Annotated in this window: 20 protein-coding genes and 1 tRNA gene; 17 read left to right on the forward strand and 4 right to left on the reverse strand. The window is 32.6% G+C overall.

What is annotated here, in order from left to right; translation table 11 throughout:
- The first annotated feature begins 408 nt into the window (after window positions 1–408).
- From Q0856_RS09380 to Q0856_RS09390, 3 genes are all read left to right on the forward strand, one after another.
- Window positions 409–735, forward strand: a complete 327-nt coding sequence (locus tag Q0856_RS09380) for a helix-turn-helix domain-containing protein (RefSeq protein WP_298504394.1) — start codon at window positions 409–411, stop codon at window positions 733–735.
- A gap of 446 nt (window positions 736–1,181) precedes the next feature.
- Window positions 1,182–2,303 carry an acyltransferase gene (locus tag Q0856_RS09385; RefSeq protein ID WP_298476961.1) on the forward strand — a complete coding sequence of 374 codons (1,122 nt, stop codon included), beginning with the start codon at window positions 1,182–1,184 and terminating at the stop codon, window positions 2,301–2,303.
- Between the two features lie 519 nt (window positions 2,304–2,822).
- Window positions 2,823–3,617 (forward strand): DUF1853 family protein, encoded by a 795-nt coding sequence (locus Q0856_RS09390; RefSeq protein ID WP_298504396.1) that lies wholly within the window; start codon window positions 2,823–2,825, stop codon window positions 3,615–3,617.
- 14 nt (window positions 3,618–3,631) lie between these two features.
- Here Q0856_RS09390 and Q0856_RS09395 read toward each other — a convergent pair whose 3' ends face one another.
- Window positions 3,632–3,961 (reverse strand): 2Fe-2S iron-sulfur cluster-binding protein, encoded by a 330-nt coding sequence (locus Q0856_RS09395; RefSeq protein WP_298476967.1) that lies wholly within the window; start codon window positions 3,959–3,961, stop codon window positions 3,632–3,634.
- A 414-nt stretch (window positions 3,962–4,375) separates the two neighbouring features.
- Here Q0856_RS09395 and Q0856_RS09400 point away from each other — a divergent pair, with 414 nt between their 5' ends.
- A complete protein-coding gene (locus Q0856_RS09400; protein ID WP_298504397.1) occupies window positions 4,376–4,780 on the forward strand; it encodes a MerC domain-containing protein in 405 nt (134 codons plus the stop codon).
- A 415-nt stretch (window positions 4,781–5,195) separates the two neighbouring features.
- Here the strand turns inward: Q0856_RS09400 and Q0856_RS09405 are convergent, their stop codons facing one another.
- A complete protein-coding gene (locus Q0856_RS09405; RefSeq protein ID WP_298476974.1) occupies window positions 5,196–5,576 on the reverse strand; it encodes a transcriptional repressor in 381 nt (126 codons plus the stop codon).
- A gap of 630 nt (window positions 5,577–6,206) precedes the next feature.
- Between Q0856_RS09405 and Q0856_RS09410 the strand changes: the two genes are divergently transcribed.
- From Q0856_RS09410 to Q0856_RS09465, 12 genes are all read left to right on the forward strand, one after another.
- The gene (locus tag Q0856_RS09410; RefSeq protein WP_298504399.1) at window positions 6,207–6,800 is read left to right on the forward strand and encodes a Crp/Fnr family transcriptional regulator; all 594 of its coding nucleotides are present in this window, start codon (window positions 6,207–6,209) and stop codon (window positions 6,798–6,800) included.
- Between the two features lie 53 nt (window positions 6,801–6,853).
- Window positions 6,854–7,498: a hypothetical protein gene (locus tag Q0856_RS09415; RefSeq protein ID WP_298504401.1), complete on the forward strand. Its 645-nt coding sequence runs from the start codon at window positions 6,854–6,856 to the stop codon at window positions 7,496–7,498.
- Window positions 7,499–7,510: 12 nt separating this feature from the next.
- A complete protein-coding gene (locus Q0856_RS09420; protein WP_298504404.1) occupies window positions 7,511–7,966 on the forward strand; it encodes a DoxX family protein in 456 nt (151 codons plus the stop codon).
- A gap of 358 nt (window positions 7,967–8,324) precedes the next feature.
- Window positions 8,325–8,855, forward strand: coding sequence for an NAD(P)H-dependent oxidoreductase (locus tag Q0856_RS09425; RefSeq protein WP_298504406.1), 531 nt, complete (start codon window positions 8,325–8,327; stop codon window positions 8,853–8,855).
- Window positions 8,856–9,046: 191 nt separating this feature from the next.
- Complete coding sequence (locus Q0856_RS09430) at window positions 9,047–9,415, forward strand: hypothetical protein (protein ID WP_298504408.1); 369 nt, start codon at window positions 9,047–9,049, stop codon at window positions 9,413–9,415.
- Window positions 9,399–9,896 carry a DUF1772 domain-containing protein gene (locus tag Q0856_RS09435; protein WP_298504411.1) on the forward strand — a complete coding sequence of 166 codons (498 nt, stop codon included), beginning with the start codon at window positions 9,399–9,401 and terminating at the stop codon, window positions 9,894–9,896. The genes Q0856_RS09430 and Q0856_RS09435 overlap by 17 nt, the downstream gene beginning before the upstream one ends.
- 57 nt (window positions 9,897–9,953) lie before the next feature.
- Window positions 9,954–10,259, forward strand: a complete 306-nt coding sequence (locus tag Q0856_RS09440; RefSeq protein ID WP_298504414.1) for a hypothetical protein — start codon at window positions 9,954–9,956, stop codon at window positions 10,257–10,259.
- Entirely contained in the window at window positions 10,246–10,653 is a 408-nt protein-coding gene (locus Q0856_RS09445) for a DUF5367 family protein (protein WP_298504416.1), read from the forward strand. Before Q0856_RS09440 ends, Q0856_RS09445 begins: the two co-directional genes overlap by 14 nt.
- 60 nt (window positions 10,654–10,713) lie before the next feature.
- Complete coding sequence (locus Q0856_RS09450) at window positions 10,714–11,553, forward strand: NmrA family NAD(P)-binding protein (protein WP_298504418.1); 840 nt, start codon at window positions 10,714–10,716, stop codon at window positions 11,551–11,553.
- A gap of 140 nt (window positions 11,554–11,693) precedes the next feature.
- On the forward strand, window positions 11,694–11,846 hold the full coding sequence (locus tag Q0856_RS09455; RefSeq protein WP_298504420.1) for a hypothetical protein: 153 nt from the start codon (window positions 11,694–11,696) through the stop codon (window positions 11,844–11,846).
- Window positions 11,847–11,848: 2 nt separating this feature from the next.
- Window positions 11,849–12,559, forward strand: coding sequence for a serine hydrolase domain-containing protein (locus Q0856_RS09460; protein ID WP_298504421.1), 711 nt, complete (start codon window positions 11,849–11,851; stop codon window positions 12,557–12,559).
- 186 nt (window positions 12,560–12,745) lie between these two features.
- Complete coding sequence (locus tag Q0856_RS09465) at window positions 12,746–13,120, forward strand: hypothetical protein (protein WP_298504424.1); 375 nt, start codon at window positions 12,746–12,748, stop codon at window positions 13,118–13,120.
- Between the two features lie 488 nt (window positions 13,121–13,608).
- On the opposite strand, the gene Q0856_RS09470 is transcribed toward Q0856_RS09465, so the two are convergent.
- Window positions 13,609–14,463: an AraC family transcriptional regulator gene (locus Q0856_RS09470; RefSeq protein ID WP_298504426.1), complete on the reverse strand. Its 855-nt coding sequence runs from the start codon at window positions 14,461–14,463 to the stop codon at window positions 13,609–13,611.
- A gap of 638 nt (window positions 14,464–15,101) precedes the next feature.
- Window positions 15,102–15,175, reverse strand: a tRNA-Pro gene (locus Q0856_RS09475).
- A 126-nt stretch (window positions 15,176–15,301) separates the two neighbouring features.
- Here Q0856_RS09475 and Q0856_RS09480 point away from each other — a divergent pair.
- A complete protein-coding gene (locus Q0856_RS09480; RefSeq protein ID WP_298504428.1) occupies window positions 15,302–16,879 on the forward strand; it encodes a hypothetical protein in 1,578 nt (525 codons plus the stop codon).
- Window positions 16,880–16,881 lie beyond the last annotated feature (2 nt).

Below are 16,881 nucleotides of genomic sequence, written 5' to 3' on the forward strand. Positions count from 1 at the left end.
TAGTGAACTTATAAGAAAAGAATTAAATCAGTTAAGAATGGAACTAGCTGAATCAAAATTTAAAAAACCATTTGAAAGACTAAATCAAACTGAAATGGATTTTGTTAATACCACTTATCCAATGGTAGTGATTGAATAAATACGTTGCCTAACAAAACCTATAAACAATACGGGCTTCGGGAATAGTCGCAGGGTTTGCCTATTTTTATGATGTTCGCAAAATCTTTGGGATTTTGCTTTGGACAGGAAAAGAAAAAACAAAACAAAAAGATTTCGCTATGTGCGTGGCGGAAAGTAAACGCTGGTTTGCTCCCGTACAGTTCATAGCTAAACCGTTGTCCGCAAGTTGACAAATGTACTTTCCTGAAATAGGTTAACTAAAAATTAAGCAATTAATTATAGTCACTTATGAAAACCCAAAAAGAAAACTGGCGAAAAAAAAGCTATCAAAAAGTAAATTTAGACACTAAAATTTTAGTTGTTGACCAAATCCTCAATGGTCAAATATCTACAAACTCAGCGTCTAAAAAATATGATGTTCCTAGAACTACTACTTCTTATTGGTTAAGAAAATACAGTACTTTAGTTCAACAAAATACTGGCATGAGTAAAAACGATGAAATTAAAAGATTAAAGGAAAAGATCGAAGAACTAGAGTTTCTAAAAGACTTCCAACAAGACATTATTGCTGATATGGAACTTATTACAGGAGTGCATCGTTCTGAAATAGGTTGACTAAAAATTAACCTTACTCCCATACATTACAAAATTTCTATAATTTATTTAAATCGAATATTTGTTTTGATAATTTTATACTACAGTATTAATGTTAAATGCTCTTTGCCATTTATACCACAAAAAAGTTGAGATTCTAAAAAGTAAAAAATATTTTGTACGATTGAACTTGTTCAACTTTTTTGTCATTTTCATTCAATTAATTTACACATATAAATCTTTAATGGCAGATTTATTTGAAAATAATAATGAATGATTTAAAAATCTAAAAAGAATTGCTGTATACCACCGGCCAGAAAAAATAATAATTACGAAAAGTTTCTTAATAGAGCTAATTCTTAGCAATCTCTTTTTTATTCTTCAAATATGCAATTCTCATAAACTTAATTTGAGTTAATGAGATAAACCAACATTAGGCAACATGTAATTTAAATAACAAGTAAACTATGAAATCCAAATCTGTTAATTACATTTCATCTCTAACCCCATTAAGAGGATTGGCTGCTTTATTAGTTGTATTATTCCATTACGATATTTGGCTAATGCTTCGTGGATTTCCTCGATTAATAAATCCAAATTATTCATCTATAATATCTAATGGTTATTTATGGGTAGACTTTTTTTTTATTCTTAGCGGATTTGTTATTTGCCATGTATATGGTCAACGACTAGAAAACCAAACCAAAACGGTTATAAAAAAATATTTATGGGCTAGGTTTACACGTCTTTACCCATTACATGTTTTTGTAATGCTACTTTTTCTTTTGCAAACAATAGTGCTATTCTGGTTATACCCCGTATATGCAATTGAAAAATGGCAATGGGCTAGAACTGTGTCAGATTTTTTTATTCATTTGTTTTTTTTACAAACTAGCGGAATTATTAATAGTCCTGTTTGGAATGTAGGATCTTGGTCCATTGCAGCTGAATGGTGGACCTACATTTTTGCAATTGGACTCATTCCATTGTTAAATAAAGGTAAGAATCTAATACATATTCTAGCTCTAATATTGGCTTTATTGGGATTCATTTTTATTGCTAATCAGAACCCCAACCTAAGTATTGATGAGTTTTATGGGTTAGGAACACTTCGTTGTATTTTCGGCTTTACAATTGGTATAAACGTATATCAGGCGTACTCCATTCTATTCAATAAAGTATCAATATGGAGTAAAGATTGGTTATTTTACGCAATGCTTTTATGTTCTTTATCCGTTTTACATTTTGATTTTTACGATGTAATAGTTATTCCTTTTTTTGGAGCTTTTATTCTTTGCGCCTCTCTAAACAAAGGACTACCTTCTAAAATACTGAATTCTAAACCGTTACTTTTTCTGGGTAATATTTCTTACTCCGTATATTTAATACATTTATTTTGGATATACCTGTGGTTGATGTGGTTGGATTTGTACTTTATACCTTCAAACCCCAATATAGTACCCGGTATACCATATAAAATTCTTTGGTTATCTATATTGTTAGTATTAATAATTAGCTCATCCTATTTGACCTATACTTATGTTGAAGTTTCCGCTCAAAAAAAACTAAGACATTGGCGAAAATCATGAGTTATAGTTATTTACAATACCAAAAACAATAGCTTTCCATTTCCTGATAATTAGTATCCAAAATACGGAAAAGAAAAAATAATAACCCTAAAAGTTCAAGAAACCCATGGCTATTAGTACAACATAACGGAGGAATTATATAGTAACCTTAATACTCTCTTTTGTTCTTTGATTATATCTACTCTAAATCGATAAATTACAAACTTAGGACACCAGTAATTAATGTTTTAATAGCCATAAAAGATGTTCCGAATAATTTTATACGATTGCTAAATCTATTTAATTTGACATTTTAAAAGTAAAAAACAAATCAAAACATCTATCTTTAACTTAGACTAAACGGAAACGCGAGAGCCTAACTATATCTCCGTGTTGCCAACAACTTAATAAAACTACGAGCAACAACATATCTAGTGAAAGGTTATACTCTAATTTTCCGTAATTACGTAATACCTTCTTTTTTCCTTAAAATATTATTTTTCTTGAACTGTTTAACTATCCCAAAACCAAAAAACAAGTGTGATTCAAAAACGATATGAAGGCTTTTTAAAAACGGCTCCCCTATGGAAAGGTAATTCTGTTTTTAATCTATTTCAAATAGAAATACATTCAGAACCTGATAAAATTAGCTTCTATATTAATGAAAAATTACGATTAGGAAAATATGTTGAATGCCTAGTTTCTTATGAATTAAAACAACAAAAAGACATTTCTATATTGGCAGAAAATATTCAAATTCAGAAAGATAAAACTACATTGGGAGAATTAGATTGTTTGCTTCTTAAAAACAACACTCCTATTCATTTAGAAATTGTATATAAATTTTATTTATACGATAGTGCTGTTGGAGAAAATGAAATAGAACATTGTATTGGTCCTAATAGAAAAGACTCTTTAAAAGAAAAACTACAAAAACTTAAAAATAAACAATTACCTCTTTTATATACAATAGAATGCGAAAATTATTTAAATAAACTTAAAATGCATTCCAAAGATATTTCGCAACAAGTATGTTTTAAAGCTCAATTATTTGTACCCTTTTCAAAGCAAAATCTACATCTTAAAACATTAAATACAGATTGTATTGTTGGTTTTTATATTCGCCAAAATCAACTGGATAATTTTAGGGAATGCAAGTTTTATATTCCATCAAAGAAAGATTGGTTAATAATTCCGCACACCCATGTAAAATGGTTAAATTTTATTTCCTTTAAAGATATTTCGCAAATCTATGTCGAAAAGAAATTTTCTCCTATGTGTTGGGTTAAACAAAAAAATGGTACCATTAAAAAAATGTTTTTAGTTTGGTGGTAGTTATCAATAACCTCCTAACTTTCTGGTGCCAATTCTACTTCAAGGCCCTCTATATCTTCGGTTATTCTAATTTGACAACCTAATCTGCTATTTTCTCTAACATCAAAAGCTTCAGAAAGCATTGCTTCTTCTTCATCTTGCATTTCTGGCAATTCTGTATCACTTAATACATAACATTGGCAAGAAGCACACATAGCCATGCCACCACAAACTCCTATAGTTCCCTCAGGAGCAAGTTCATAGGCACTAACAACCTCCATTACGTTCATGTTCATATCTGTAGGTGCTTGTATTTTATGTGCTACACCCTCTCTATCGGTTATCGTAATTGTAATATCAGACATTTAAAAAAATTTACATGCAAAAATAAGTAATTAAGTTCATTAAAAAATAATTCCTACTAATTTAATAGACTAATGAATATTTACAGGTTTTTATTGATGAAATGTGTTTTTTGGGGGCTTTTTTATTTAAATATCTTAAAAAAAGGCCTACAACTTCAAAACTCAGTATTCTCTGCTCATTGAAAAAAACTACAAATAAGAATGTCTTTAGTAGAAGTTAATAATAGATCTAAAAAAGAAAAATTACTGAACAAACAGCTAAAATGCACCTTCTACCCTATTTATGCTATATGGTAATTAGACTGTTTTCATATTATTTCTACCTCATGCAATAAGGTAAAATATAATGCAACCGAGTTGCATTATAAATTATTGTTAATTACTTTTGTAACTAAGTTGCATTAAAGAATTTTTATGATACTAGTAAAACAAAAATCTGATATACTAGGAACTCTTGCGAGTACCTTATGCCTTGTGCATTGTATGGCGACTCCATTTATATTTATAGCTCAAGCTGGTTCCGCAATCTGCTGCCACACACCTCCTACTTGGTGGAAATTTATGGATTATTTTTTCCTAATTCTTTCTTTCTTTGCAATCTACTGGTCCACGAAAACAACATCTATAAAATGGATTAAACCAATGTTATGGATCAGTTGGTTTACATTGCTATTCGTCTTATTAAATGAAAAAATGGGGGTATTCCCATTAGCAGAGGCTGTTATTTATGTCCCAGCCCTTGCTTTGATATTTCTACATCTTTACAATAAAAAATACTGTAATTGTAATACAGATAAATGCTGCGTAGATAAAAGATAAAAAACAAATTTAAATAATCAGGGGCAACCTTTTTTCCGCAAGTATATACCCCCCTCATCTGCAGATGCGTTCTAAAAATACGTAGATAACAAAATAAATAATATAGGGGTATCATTTTTAAAATAATACTACCGGAAACAGGGTTCAACATAACTGATTTCTTCTATGCCTAAATCCTGCTAATAAACCCAACTTTCAGACTTTCAAAAAAAATACGAATACAAAAAAAAGCTTGTAGTGCAGAATATCATTATTGATTCTAATTGTGAACTTCTTTATTTGTCTACAGTGGAACATGAAGAAATGACTTATATTCCTTAGGACAAAGATTAGAGACTATTTTTTTTCAGAAACGAACTTTGATACACTTAAATCTGGATTATAAAATAAACCGAAATCCATTCTACGCTTTAACCTATTCTAAGCATTGCTCACAACTTCCTTGTAATAATACTTGGGAGACATCTACCCTACGATTTGGTATTTTTGGAATATTAAAATTTGTATCTAAACAGTCTACTTTACCACAACGTAAACATTGAAAATGTGCATGAGCATCATGATGTATAGAGGAAGAGCAATTAATACATTTCGCATACCATTTATGACCATTTTTCCCTAAAAACGAATGTAAAAATCCATCATCCTCAAGCCTGTCTAAAATACGATACACTGTAGTTTTATTCATCTGTGAACTCAAGCGTTCTATTAAAGAAACGACAGAAACAGCACTTGAATTTTCATCAAATTCCTTCAACAAAATTTTTACTGATTTCGTCTTTCTAATGATTCCCATTATAATCTTTTATATTTAAATTAAAGAGATTTTAACGTGCTATCTCTTTTATTAGCTATTATTATTTCGCCTGTCTGAGCTATTTATAAATTTATTAAAATAAGATGATGTACAGTCTATAAACACCTCATAAATTTTGAGGTAATTTTCTGTTTTATGTTTAACAGTATGAGAAGACAGCTAAAAAAGGACTTAATAAATCAATTTCCAAATTGTAGTATTCGCCAATATAAAAAAACAACTTTCTCTTTTATCTCAAAAGAAAAAATACAGAAAATAACTATAGTTCATCCGCTACAGTAGAATTATAAACATACCTAATGGTGCATTTAATCTCAATATTTCGCAAATTATTACTTAAAACCGTACACCGTATTACAGTCTTTAGAAAATGTAACTCAAACAATATTAATCTTTATAAGGTAAAGTTACTAATATGCGCTCTATACATTTTTTAAAGCATTGTATGTATGTCATTCACCATATCGTTACGGGAGATACCAATTACTATAGTTTTATAATAATAAATCAACACACAGATGATAAAGATATATGAATATTCCTAACAAAATAATCTCTTTTCTATTTTCGATAAATTCTTTAAATTACGCTCTATAAATATAGAAAGAATTGAATTTTAAAGAATCACATACGCTTATCCTTAACAATGTATCTCGGTTTATAAATTTAACCGAGTTAGAAAAGCAGAAATACATTTCTTTACTGACTGAAGTTAAGGTAGTAAAGAGAGGTTTTCTTATGCAAGCGGGTGAGGTTGCTAAATATGAATATTTCATCACCAAGGGATGTTTGAAAGTCTATACCTTAGATGATGATGGGGCTCCACACATTTCAATGTTCGCTATTGAGGATTATTGGACTGGTGATTTGTCGAGCTTTATGACCAAAAAGTCTTCAAGGTATTATATTAGAGCAACTGAAGATTCGGAATTACTTGGAATTTCTAGAGCAAATTATGATTTGCTGTTTCAAGAGATTCCGAAATTCGAAAGGTTTTACCGCATACTATATCAAAAGTCTTTAATAAGTTATATTGGGCGTTCGAACTACGGGATATCCTTAACCGCGGAAGAGAGATATATTGAATTCAAAAAGAAATACCCTCAAATTATTAATAGAATAACTCAAAAAGATTTAGCAGGATATATAGGAATTACCCCAGAATTTATGAGTAAAATTATCTCAAAGGTTAACCGTATGTAAAAGTCTTAAACTAGTTCATTTTTTTTCACACTTTCTTATCGGAATTTTGAAGTGTGAAAAAAATCAGAATCATATCAGGGGTATTTATAATTGGTTTAGTAAGCTCTTTACAGGCACAATTTACGCAAATAGAGCTATTTTCAGGTTTTGATAAAACAGACTTTACATTACTCTCCAACTATTCAATTAATGACAGTAACAACTTAAGCATAACTACTCTTGCTTTCTTTCATAAATTCAGGAAAAAAGAAAATCAGATTTTTGATGAAGTTGGAGCACAACCTACCTTATTCTTTAACCTTAACAAGAGTATTTCTCTAGGCCCTTCTTTGTACTACAATAGCTTTGGAGGATTTTCAGAAAGATTTTCGGCCAAATTCACGCTGAAAAATTCGAAAGCTTTATTCGTACTTATTCCTACAGTAGCTTACTCAGTAAAGAAAAATGCAAGCCTCGCAGAAATATTCGCGCAATTTCAATTGAGTAGACCGTTAAGTGCAAAGATTTCGTTGTGGCTCAACGGACAGCTTCTAACGGTTTGGGACAAATTTAAAATACACTCTAGAAGTTTCCAGCAAATACGTTTAGGCGCATCTTACAAAGGACATCAAGTTGGTCTTGGGTTAGATTGCGACCAATACGGACCTAAACCTATTCAAAAATTCTCTTTCGGAATGTACTACCGTAAAACACTATAAATCTTAAATATCATGAAAAATCTATTAAAAAAAATAATTACAACACATCCCTATTCGGGGTTCAGTATTGCTCGTTTAACCCTTGGTTTGGTATTATTTCCTCACGGTGCACAAAAACTATTAGGACTCTTTGGAGGTTACGGATATTCAGCGACTATAGAAATGTTCACTATGCAAATGGGTCTGCCCAGTTTAGTAGCATTTTCAGTAATAATGATTGAATTTTTTGGCTCTATTTCCTTAATACTCGGTCTCTTTAGTCGGTTTTGGGCATTGTCACTCATTGGAATGTTCTTAGGTATCATTTTCACAACCCAACTAGAGCACGGATTTTTTATGAATTGGTTTGGTAACCAAGTAGGGGAAGGTTTTGAATATTCACTACTAATCATTGGTTTAGCGCTAATAGTTCTAGTTAATGGAAGTGGAAAATGGTCAATCGACACAATAATCTCTACAAAACAGTAATGCTAAAAAAGCAATCACAATTGCAGGTTGTAACAGTTAAAATTCAATCAACAAAATATTTACAGAGTATCCAGCTACTCTTCTGAAAGATGTAGCAATCTCAACCATTGATTTGAATGATTATACCCTATCAATACACGATGTTGATTTTGAAGAAAAGAATGGCATACCCACAGCAGTAAAAGATTAGAAAAGGGTTTCTGATTGCTTATCAAAACTTCAGGTATCTCAATCCAGATTCTCGGGTAATGCACTTTTCGAACAAATGATACTTCTGGTCGAATAAATGATTGGTAGCATATCTGCACAAATTTGTGTCATCTAAATCAAAATCCATTATAAATCAAAAATTATAATTATGAAAAAAGTAATCACAATTGCAGGCAGTAACAGTCAAAATTCAATAAACAAAACGCTAATAAAGTATGCAGCTACTCTTTTGGAAGATGCAAAAATCTTAAACATTGATTTGAATGATTATGTTCTCCCTATCTATGGGGTTGACTATGAAGCAGAGAATCGCATACCCACAACGGTGAAGAGATTAGATGAAATTCTCAATTCAGCAGACGCATTTATAATCTCATTAGCGGAACATAATGGCTCTTATGCAGCAGTATTTAAAAATATCATAGACTGGCTATCGCGGATAGATATGAAAATTTGGAAGGAAAAGCCTATGCTGCTAATGACTACTTCACCTGGGGAAAGAGGGGGAACAAACGTACTACAATTAGCAAGCAACTATTTTCCATTTCTAGGAGCAAAAATCTTAGAAACGTATTCACTGCCATCCTTTTATGACAATTTTAAAGAAGGAGAAATTATTGAAGAGAATTTAAGAAAGGAATTGAAAGATAAAATCGCTTCATTTTCTAAAGGGCTTTGATAAAAACTATTGCTACTAACCTCTAGGGACTCGTTGAAAAGCAGTTTCTGATTTCCTCTAGAGACTTTAAGTATTTCAATCCAGGTTCTTGTGAAATGAACTTTTCGAACAAATGATACTTCCGTTCGAATAAATGATTGAGAGTGTACCTGCGCAAATTTGTACCAGCATTAACTAGTAAACGAAAAAAGATGAATGTATTAATCAAACTAATTGTCGGAATCTGCTTAACGCATATGGTAGAACTTGATGAGCATATGGTATCGACCGATGATTACAAATCCATCGCATACACCGAGGTGGCAAGTACTAATTCTACCAAGGATAAAGCCTTTAAAATTCTTACTAATAAATGCAATATATGCCATAAAAGTCGTAATCGCAGACGCGTTTTTACTCAGGAAAATATGGATGCTTGGTCACAAGATGTATACAAACAGGTATTCATCAAAAAAAGAATGCCAAAGGGCAAAAAAACTAAACTCACTAACGAAGAATATCAAGATTTATTAACCTGGATATCATCTACAAAAAACAATCAAAATGGAAATCAATTTTAAAATTATCGTACTGATGCTAGGCATCTTATTTACCGGACTTACCGCAGGGTTATGTTTTACATGGTCAAACGCAATAACGCCGGGAATCGGAAGACTAGACGACCTGGGTTTCTTACAATCTTTTCAAGCAATGAATAGAGCCATTATTAACCGTAGTTTTCTCATCACCTTTTTTGGACCAGTAGTACTGCTGTTCATTAACGCTTTTTTCCATCGCAATTCAAGTCCAACGATATTTTGGTCCTATATGCTCGCAGCTATTTTATTCTTAGCCGGAATTGGGCTTATAACGGTTTTCAAAAATGTGCCGCTTAACGAAATGTTAGATAAAACAGTACTCGAAAGTCTTTCGGCAATTGAGCTCAAAGAGTTGCGAACCAAATTTGAGCAGCCTTGGAACCGCTGGCATATTCAGCGTACCATTGCTTCTTTCACATCCTTTTCGCTACTGCTTATAGGATTGATTTATTCAAAATTTTAATGCTTTCGATAAAGGAATTAGAAGCAACAAAACAATCATAATCTAAATGCAGAAATTATGAAAACAGATTTTTATTTACTCTCTACGTATGTTCAAAAGATACAGCTTCTAGCTATCCGACCCCATTTGGATGTTATCGTGGGTACTGGTCAATGGAATTTTGACCTAGAGGATAATCATAAGGTTTTAAGATTACAAAGTAGCCATTCAACCAAAGAGAAGGTGATTCGTTTCCTTAAACGAAATGAACTCTTTCATAAAGAGCTTCATTATTTGGCAAATGAGCAATTTGTACATATAGGTCAAGTAAGACCACTTTCATTTTACAATCAATCTAAAACGAACAGTTATGAAATATTTTAGAGCTATAAGAATTGGAATTATTATCTGGATTATTGGAGTGAGCGTATACAATATATCGTTTTTCTTACCAATCTTAGAAAACCCTGCAAAACAAGCAAACACTGCATTATTCATTGCAGTAATACCATTGGTGTGGTATGGAGCAAGGCAGTATTATGAGAAGGACAATCATACCCAAGGATACAGGGTTGGATTAACATTCTTTTTAATTGCAGCCATTCTGGATGCATTGATAACAGTACCTCTTTTTATTATTCCATACGGAGATTCTCATTACGAATTCTTCACAGACTTGGGCTTTTGGCTGATAGGTCTTGAGTTTATTGCCATATCTGCACTGTATTGGTTTGCTAAAGTCTATACCAAAAGAACCATATCAAATTTTCAAAAATAGAATCAAAAAAGACTTCAAAGGTTGAAGTACAATTATTTATCAATTTAAAAACAAATACAAATGAAAACAGAAAACATCGTAGTAATCGGAGGAACTGGAAAAACAGGTAGCCGAGTTGCAAAAAACTTAAAAGAATCTGGATACAACGTTCGCATTGTGGGTAATAAAACAAATCCTGGTTTAGATTGGGAAAATCAAGAAACCTATGACGCCGTATTAGAGGGTATGGATAGAGCCTATATCGTGTATTATCCAGACTTGGCAGTGCCAGGATCGAAAAAAGCAATAACCATCTTAACGAAAAAAGCTATAACTGCTGGTTTAAAAAAGGTAGTATTGCTTTCTGGTAAAGGGGAGACTGAGGCCGAAGCCTGTGAACAGATTGTCGCTAATTCTGGCTTAGACTATACCTTGGTAAGAGCCTCTTGGTTTAATCAAAATTTTAGCGAAGGTGCCTTTATAGATTTTGTGTTAGATGGTGTCGTTGCACTGCCTATGCCAGAAGCTAGAATTCCCTTTGTAGATGCAAATGATATCGCAGACGTAGTCTCTAAAGTTTTGGTAGATGATTCTTATAACGGACAAACCATCACGGTTACAGGTCCAGAAATGAGGTCTTTTGAAGAAGTTGTCGGGATTATGGCGGACGCCTCTAACAGACACATACAATACGTACCTATTTCTATTGAGGAGTTTAAGGATGGAATGCAAAAAGCTGGATTACCGGATTCTTATGTATGGCTATTCGGCTACCTATTTAAAGAAGTATTAGGAAATCCAGATAACCAAGAAGTTTCTTATGATGTTGAAAAAGTCCTAGGTAGAAAAGCCATCGACTTTACCGAGTATGCAGCAAAAGTGGCAGCAACAGGTATTTGGAAACAAAAAAGTTTAGTATAAAAACATAGCTTTAAAAAGGCTGTGTTAATGTCATGCGCCTAACACAGCCAAAAAAAAGATAAAATAAAATGAGCCTTAACAGTTAATTTGATACCTATCGAAATGATTATTGACGAATTCCATCTGACGCCTAAAGAACCATGAAAAAAACAGATGAAAAAAAAATGATATTAGGATTGATTTTCGGAGCAGGAATCGGGATTAGCGTAGGTATCTTAACCAACAATATTGCAATAGGGATAGCATTTGGAGCTGGCTTAGGTTTGGTTTTTGGAAGTATTATTAAAAAATAGTTATGAAACGATTTTTGAAATATTCTTTTCTATCATTTATACTCATAGCAGTATGGGTGATAGTGATTTTCTTAGGCACAGATAAAGGCTGGTGGTACGCACCATTTACTCAGGAAAATGAGCCTAATAAATTTATCTCCTCAGTACAAGTGGAACTTCAGAATGAGTTCGTCGGAAGTATGGCTATTGGAGTATTCAAAGATGGAAAGATAACGAAGGAATCTTTTCACTCAAATGGTAAGACTGTAGATAGAAACACCGTTTTTCAAGTAGCTTCGTTATCTAAATTTGTTTCTACTATTGGCGTAATGCGACTTGTACAAGAAGGAAAATTAGATTTGGATGCTCCTGTTAGTCGTTATCTCACGAGATGGAAATTACCCGAAAGTGATTTTGATAATAATGAGGTAACCATAAGAAGATTGCTAAGCCACACCGCAGGCTTAACAGACGGATTAGGTTATGCTGGTTTTGAGAATAATCAAGGGGTTCAGTCATTGGAAACATCACTAACCAAAGCTAAAGATGTAGACCCAGGAAGCAACGGTAGAACAGTCGTAGGTACCGAACCAGGAACTGAGTGGATTTATTCAGGCGGTGGATCTACCTTATTGCAACTCATCGTTGAAGAAGTAACAGGGCAAACTTTTGATGCCTATATGAAAACCGAAATCTTTGAACCTTTACAAATGATATCCTCATTTTATGAATGAGATGAAACCTTCCGAAATAGACTATGTAATTTCTATAATTCAGACAGTTCGAAAGCATCTCAGCGGTACTATACAGCACAAGCTGCCAGTGCGCTTTATACCACTTTGGCCGATTTAGAAAAGCTCTTCTATTTTTTCAATGACGACAAGCGCAAACAAAAACCGTTGTCAGCTGAATACCAAAAAATGATGTGTCAAGTCGAAACAAAAACCCTTGGGGCTCCTATCTACGGACTGGGTACATTTCTCTACGCAGAGATAGAAAATGGTGCCTTTATAATAGGTCACGATGGAAAAAACAATCCTCCTATAAATACAGCATTTCGATACAACCCTATAGCAAATGATGGTATTATTATTTTAACAACGGGCAGTACTGATTTTGCAACAAGAATTGCAAGCGACTGGGTTTTTATACATACCGGAAAGGTAGATGCCCTTTTATTTACAATGCAACAGGGTAAAATGTTAAAACGTATAGCAATAGGAAGTGTAATAATTATTCTGGGAGTAATCCTAATTGCACTTTTTAAAGAACATCAAAAAAAAGCAACTAAGTGAAATAGTCAGAATACAAAAATATGTCAGGTCCTCATCACACCCTAAGAGTTCATTCATCAATTCATATAACAACAATCAAAAGATGAAAAATCTGATAGCAGTCTATATAATAATCTCAAGTCTAATTTTTGGGTAAGATAAATTCGAAAATAATTCTGAAACCATTTGGAATCTTCTTAAATATGATAACGGGAGTATTATTGAAGGTACGGGTTATGCAAGTAACATACTTACTCAACTATTCATAAAAAAAACTCAAAGTTCTGAAAAACAAGAGTTTTATTATAGTTATTTTTAATAAATATAATTACTATATTCATGCTACCGCAATTGTTTAGTGCAATTATTCTAGGATATACTAACGTTGCTTTCAATTTTCAGCACCATCTTCTGGTGTACGGGTCAACCCATATATTTTTTTTTCAGTATGACGGTTGTAACTATTGACTAAGATGACGCTGACTATTTTAATTTATATATTAAACAATCTATTTTATTTGGCTAGGCCTGTAGCCAAATTTTTTAGCAAAGGCATTAGAAAATGAACTTAGACTGTCATACCCAACCTGCCATGCAGCTTCTTGTACAGTAGCTTCATTTTCACTAATGAGTTTATGTGCCGAGGCAAGCCTTTCATTTTGAAGGTATTTAAACACAGGAACGCCAAAAATAGCTTTAAATTCTTTTTTGAGTCTAGTAGTATTACATCCAATAGCTTGGGAAAGTTCTGAAAGCGAAGGTGGGTTTTCCAAATTTTCCAAGAGGATATTTTTCGCTTTATCTAGTTGCTCTCTGTGTATTAGTTTCGAGGCTTTTTGTTGTTTAAGAGCTAATTGACCAAAAAAGTGAGATAGCAAGGCAGTAATTTGACTTCTGAAAAACATCATTTTGGTTTTGCCTGAATAGTTATTTAAAAAAATGGCATCAACGATGTTTTCCATCTCAGGTGTCATAAAGAAACTTGGACCTTTAACAAAATGATCTTTAGGATTTGCCAATTCATGTAAAAGGTCAGTAAACAATTCGCCTTCCTCATTAGGTAGTTGCTCTAAACTAGAAAGTTTTGTGGCCACAACAAGGCACTTTAGGCTTTTACCAGGGCTAACAGTATGCTCAAATTCAACTTCTTGATTGGCATAAAAAGAAAGTGCAAGTCCTTTAGTATTGCGAAAAATCTTGCGTTCTTGACCATATTTTACGGTTAAATCAACATTGCCCAAGCCGTAAAAAGCAACGGCAATAAGAGGTTCATCGAAGTAGCATGAATCAACTTCTATTTTATTTGCATTTGCTTCCTCTACAAGAATTACAAAATCTTTGATATGAATAAAATCGCGGTTCATAAGAGAATAATAAATTTACATAAATAAAATGTACTTACAGGGCTAAACCATTTTTAACTGCAAAATTTTCAAACTAGTTGTCCTAAAAGCCTATAAATTACCTCACAAACTACTCATTTTTTAGGCTTATGAATTAAATATCCAAATTAACAACATCTCTTTAACTTTATCCCCCCCTTACTAGTCAAAATATTCGCCTTTTCGTTTCCAGATTTTGAATACCTGAAACAGGGCTTTCAATTACCAAAAATTAGGATGTGCCATATCCATTATGGTACACCACTAAATTTACTTTAAGCTATTTCTTGATTTGAATACTAAAATAATCGAAGCGAAAGTCAAACACAATGGAGTTACCGAAGTAGTGAAAAATTTCGACTAAAAATAGGTAACCGAATAGGTAAGCTTCTGTTGTGATATAAAAGACAATCAAATGAAATTAAAAAATATTCAATTCACTGAAAATCATTTTATTAGCTATTTTTAAATTCTACTTAGAACCCGTTTTGTCAGGGTGACAGGATATAGATAATCCTAAACAGCCATTGATGCAAATAAAGCTTCACTATATTATAAAACAAAAGCTCCAGTTTTCTTAAGAAAGTTTACTTTCTACGAAAACCGAAACATTTATTTAGTCGGGATGACAGGATTTGAACCTGCGACCACTCGACCCCCAGCCGAGTGCGCTACCGGACTGCGCTACATCCCGAAAATAATGTACAAAAATAAAGAAGTCTCCTAGATTATCAACTCTCTTTTTAAAGAAATTATCGTTTTAAACACAACATGATTTTATGCTATCCGTTATTGTTATTCTTTAAAACCCAAAATACCTATGAAATACTACCTAAAAAAATTGAGTTCTGCCTGTATACTACTATTTTGTATTGCATGTAGCAAGGATGAAATAAACACTACCGTCGATAATTCTAGTCCTACTATTTTAAGTGAAGCTATAAATATATGCGAAGCTAAAGGAAACGGTAAACTCTACGAAGTTGGTCCTGGAAAAGAATATGAAAAAATAATTGATGTCCCCACCGAAAATTTAGGCCCAGGAGATGCTATAAGAATTTATGCTAAAAACGAACCCTATTATGAGCGTTTAATTATTAGTACTAAAGGTACTAAGGATGAACCAATTTGTGTTTGCGGAGTTCCAGATGAAAAGGGGAAACTACCAATACTAGATGGTAAAAATTCTAGAGTTAGACCTATTAATTTACACCCATATTTTAACTCAACCACAGCTTATACTGGTATGATTATTATAAACGGCACCTCTGATAACCACCCTGAATACATTACTGTTAGTAACTTACAATTACAAGGTGCAAACCAATATAAGGAAGACGACACCCAGCAAACATACGAAATGGGGACTGAAAATTTAAAGCCTTTTTCAAGAGCTGCTTCTGGAATATATATGAGAGGTGCTCATTTAGAAGTTAACAATTGTATAATTATAAATAATGGTAATGGAATTTTCGGAGCATACAATAGCCCTAAAGACCCATTAATAGATGTTAGGTTAAATAATAATATAATTAAAGAAAATGGTACGTTTAAAGTAGATCGCCAGCATAATATTTATATAGAAGCAGAGGGCTTTGTTTCTACAGGAAATCAATTTGGTCCTATTAGAGAAGGGTCTACTGGAGGAAATTATAAAAGTAGATCTTCCGGAGATGTTATTATGTATAATCGTTTTGTTGGTCCTGCGGGAAGACAAATTAACCTTGCTGAAACAGAAAATGCAGTAGACTATTTTCCGCAATTACCTTCCTTTAAAACAACCTATTTTGCTGGTAACATTATAGAAGGCAGTGCTACTGGTGCTGGAACTATTTTACATTACGGAAATGATGTAGATTCTGCAACACCAGATGGTAAAGGCAATAGAAAAGGTACATTATACTGCTATAATAATACTTTTGTTTTAAAAGGAAATAATAAATTAAGTTATCGAAAAATGTTTTTTGACCTTACTTTTTGTGAAGGAAAATTAAAAGCTTTTAACAACATTCTATATTATCAAAATGATAGTACCGATCCAGACATACACGTGAGTATATTAAGAAATTCTGGAACGGCCGAAGTATTTTCTAACAATTTAATTACTACATCAACCCGAGCTTCATATAGCACTAGATATACTGGTGAAGACCAAAAAAGATGTGGAAATAGCAGCCTATTATTCGAAAAGGTAGAAGGAATGATGATTCCCGATGAAGATTTCTTACTAGACTCTTCTAAAGCTTACTTACTTCAAAATAATTCTAAGGCAATTGACGCTGGTATGGAAATTCCGGCCGACGCAAAAAAATTAGAATATCAATTTAAACTTCCAAATGGTGTAGAGCCAAGAAAAATTAATGGCGAATCTATAGATATAGGTGCCTACGAGTTTTAGGT

It is taken from the genome of uncultured Maribacter sp. (assembly GCF_947496775.1).
Taxonomy (GTDB): domain Bacteria; phylum Bacteroidota; class Bacteroidia; order Flavobacteriales; family Flavobacteriaceae; genus Maribacter_B.

Excerpts from the sequence above, each read along its gene's own strand:
- Q0856_RS09380 (WP_298504394.1), top strand. The coding sequence starts at position 409 with ATGAAAACCCAAAAAGAAAACTGGCGAAAAAAAAGCTATCAAAAAGTA.
- Q0856_RS09385 (WP_298476961.1), top strand. The coding sequence starts at position 1,182 with ATGAAATCCAAATCTGTTAATTACATTTCATCTCTAACCCCATTAAGA.
- Q0856_RS09395 (WP_298476967.1), bottom strand. The coding sequence starts at position 3,961 with ATGTCTGATATTACAATTACGATAACCGATAGAGAGGGTGTAGCACAT.
- Q0856_RS09400 (WP_298504397.1), top strand. The coding sequence starts at position 4,376 with ATGATACTAGTAAAACAAAAATCTGATATACTAGGAACTCTTGCGAGT.
- Q0856_RS09405 (WP_298476974.1), bottom strand. The coding sequence starts at position 5,576 with ATGGGAATCATTAGAAAGACGAAATCAGTAAAAATTTTGTTGAAGGAA.
- Q0856_RS09420 (WP_298504404.1), top strand. The coding sequence starts at position 7,511 with ATGAAAAATCTATTAAAAAAAATAATTACAACACATCCCTATTCGGGG.
- Q0856_RS09425 (WP_298504406.1), top strand. The coding sequence starts at position 8,325 with ATGAAAAAAGTAATCACAATTGCAGGCAGTAACAGTCAAAATTCAATA.
- Q0856_RS09430 (WP_298504408.1), top strand. The coding sequence starts at position 9,047 with ATGAATGTATTAATCAAACTAATTGTCGGAATCTGCTTAACGCATATG.
- Q0856_RS09435 (WP_298504411.1), top strand. The coding sequence starts at position 9,399 with ATGGAAATCAATTTTAAAATTATCGTACTGATGCTAGGCATCTTATTT.
- Q0856_RS09440 (WP_298504414.1), top strand. The coding sequence starts at position 9,954 with ATGAAAACAGATTTTTATTTACTCTCTACGTATGTTCAAAAGATACAG.
- Q0856_RS09445 (WP_298504416.1), top strand. The coding sequence starts at position 10,246 with ATGAAATATTTTAGAGCTATAAGAATTGGAATTATTATCTGGATTATT.
- Q0856_RS09450 (WP_298504418.1), top strand. The coding sequence starts at position 10,714 with ATGAAAACAGAAAACATCGTAGTAATCGGAGGAACTGGAAAAACAGGT.
- Q0856_RS09455 (WP_298504420.1), top strand. The coding sequence starts at position 11,694 with ATGAAAAAAACAGATGAAAAAAAAATGATATTAGGATTGATTTTCGGA.
- Q0856_RS09460 (WP_298504421.1), top strand. The coding sequence starts at position 11,849 with ATGAAACGATTTTTGAAATATTCTTTTCTATCATTTATACTCATAGCA.
- Q0856_RS09465 (WP_298504424.1), top strand. The coding sequence starts at position 12,746 with ATGATGTGTCAAGTCGAAACAAAAACCCTTGGGGCTCCTATCTACGGA.
- Q0856_RS09470 (WP_298504426.1), bottom strand. The coding sequence starts at position 14,463 with ATGAACCGCGATTTTATTCATATCAAAGATTTTGTAATTCTTGTAGAG.
- Q0856_RS09480 (WP_298504428.1), top strand. The coding sequence starts at position 15,302 with ATGAAATACTACCTAAAAAAATTGAGTTCTGCCTGTATACTACTATTT.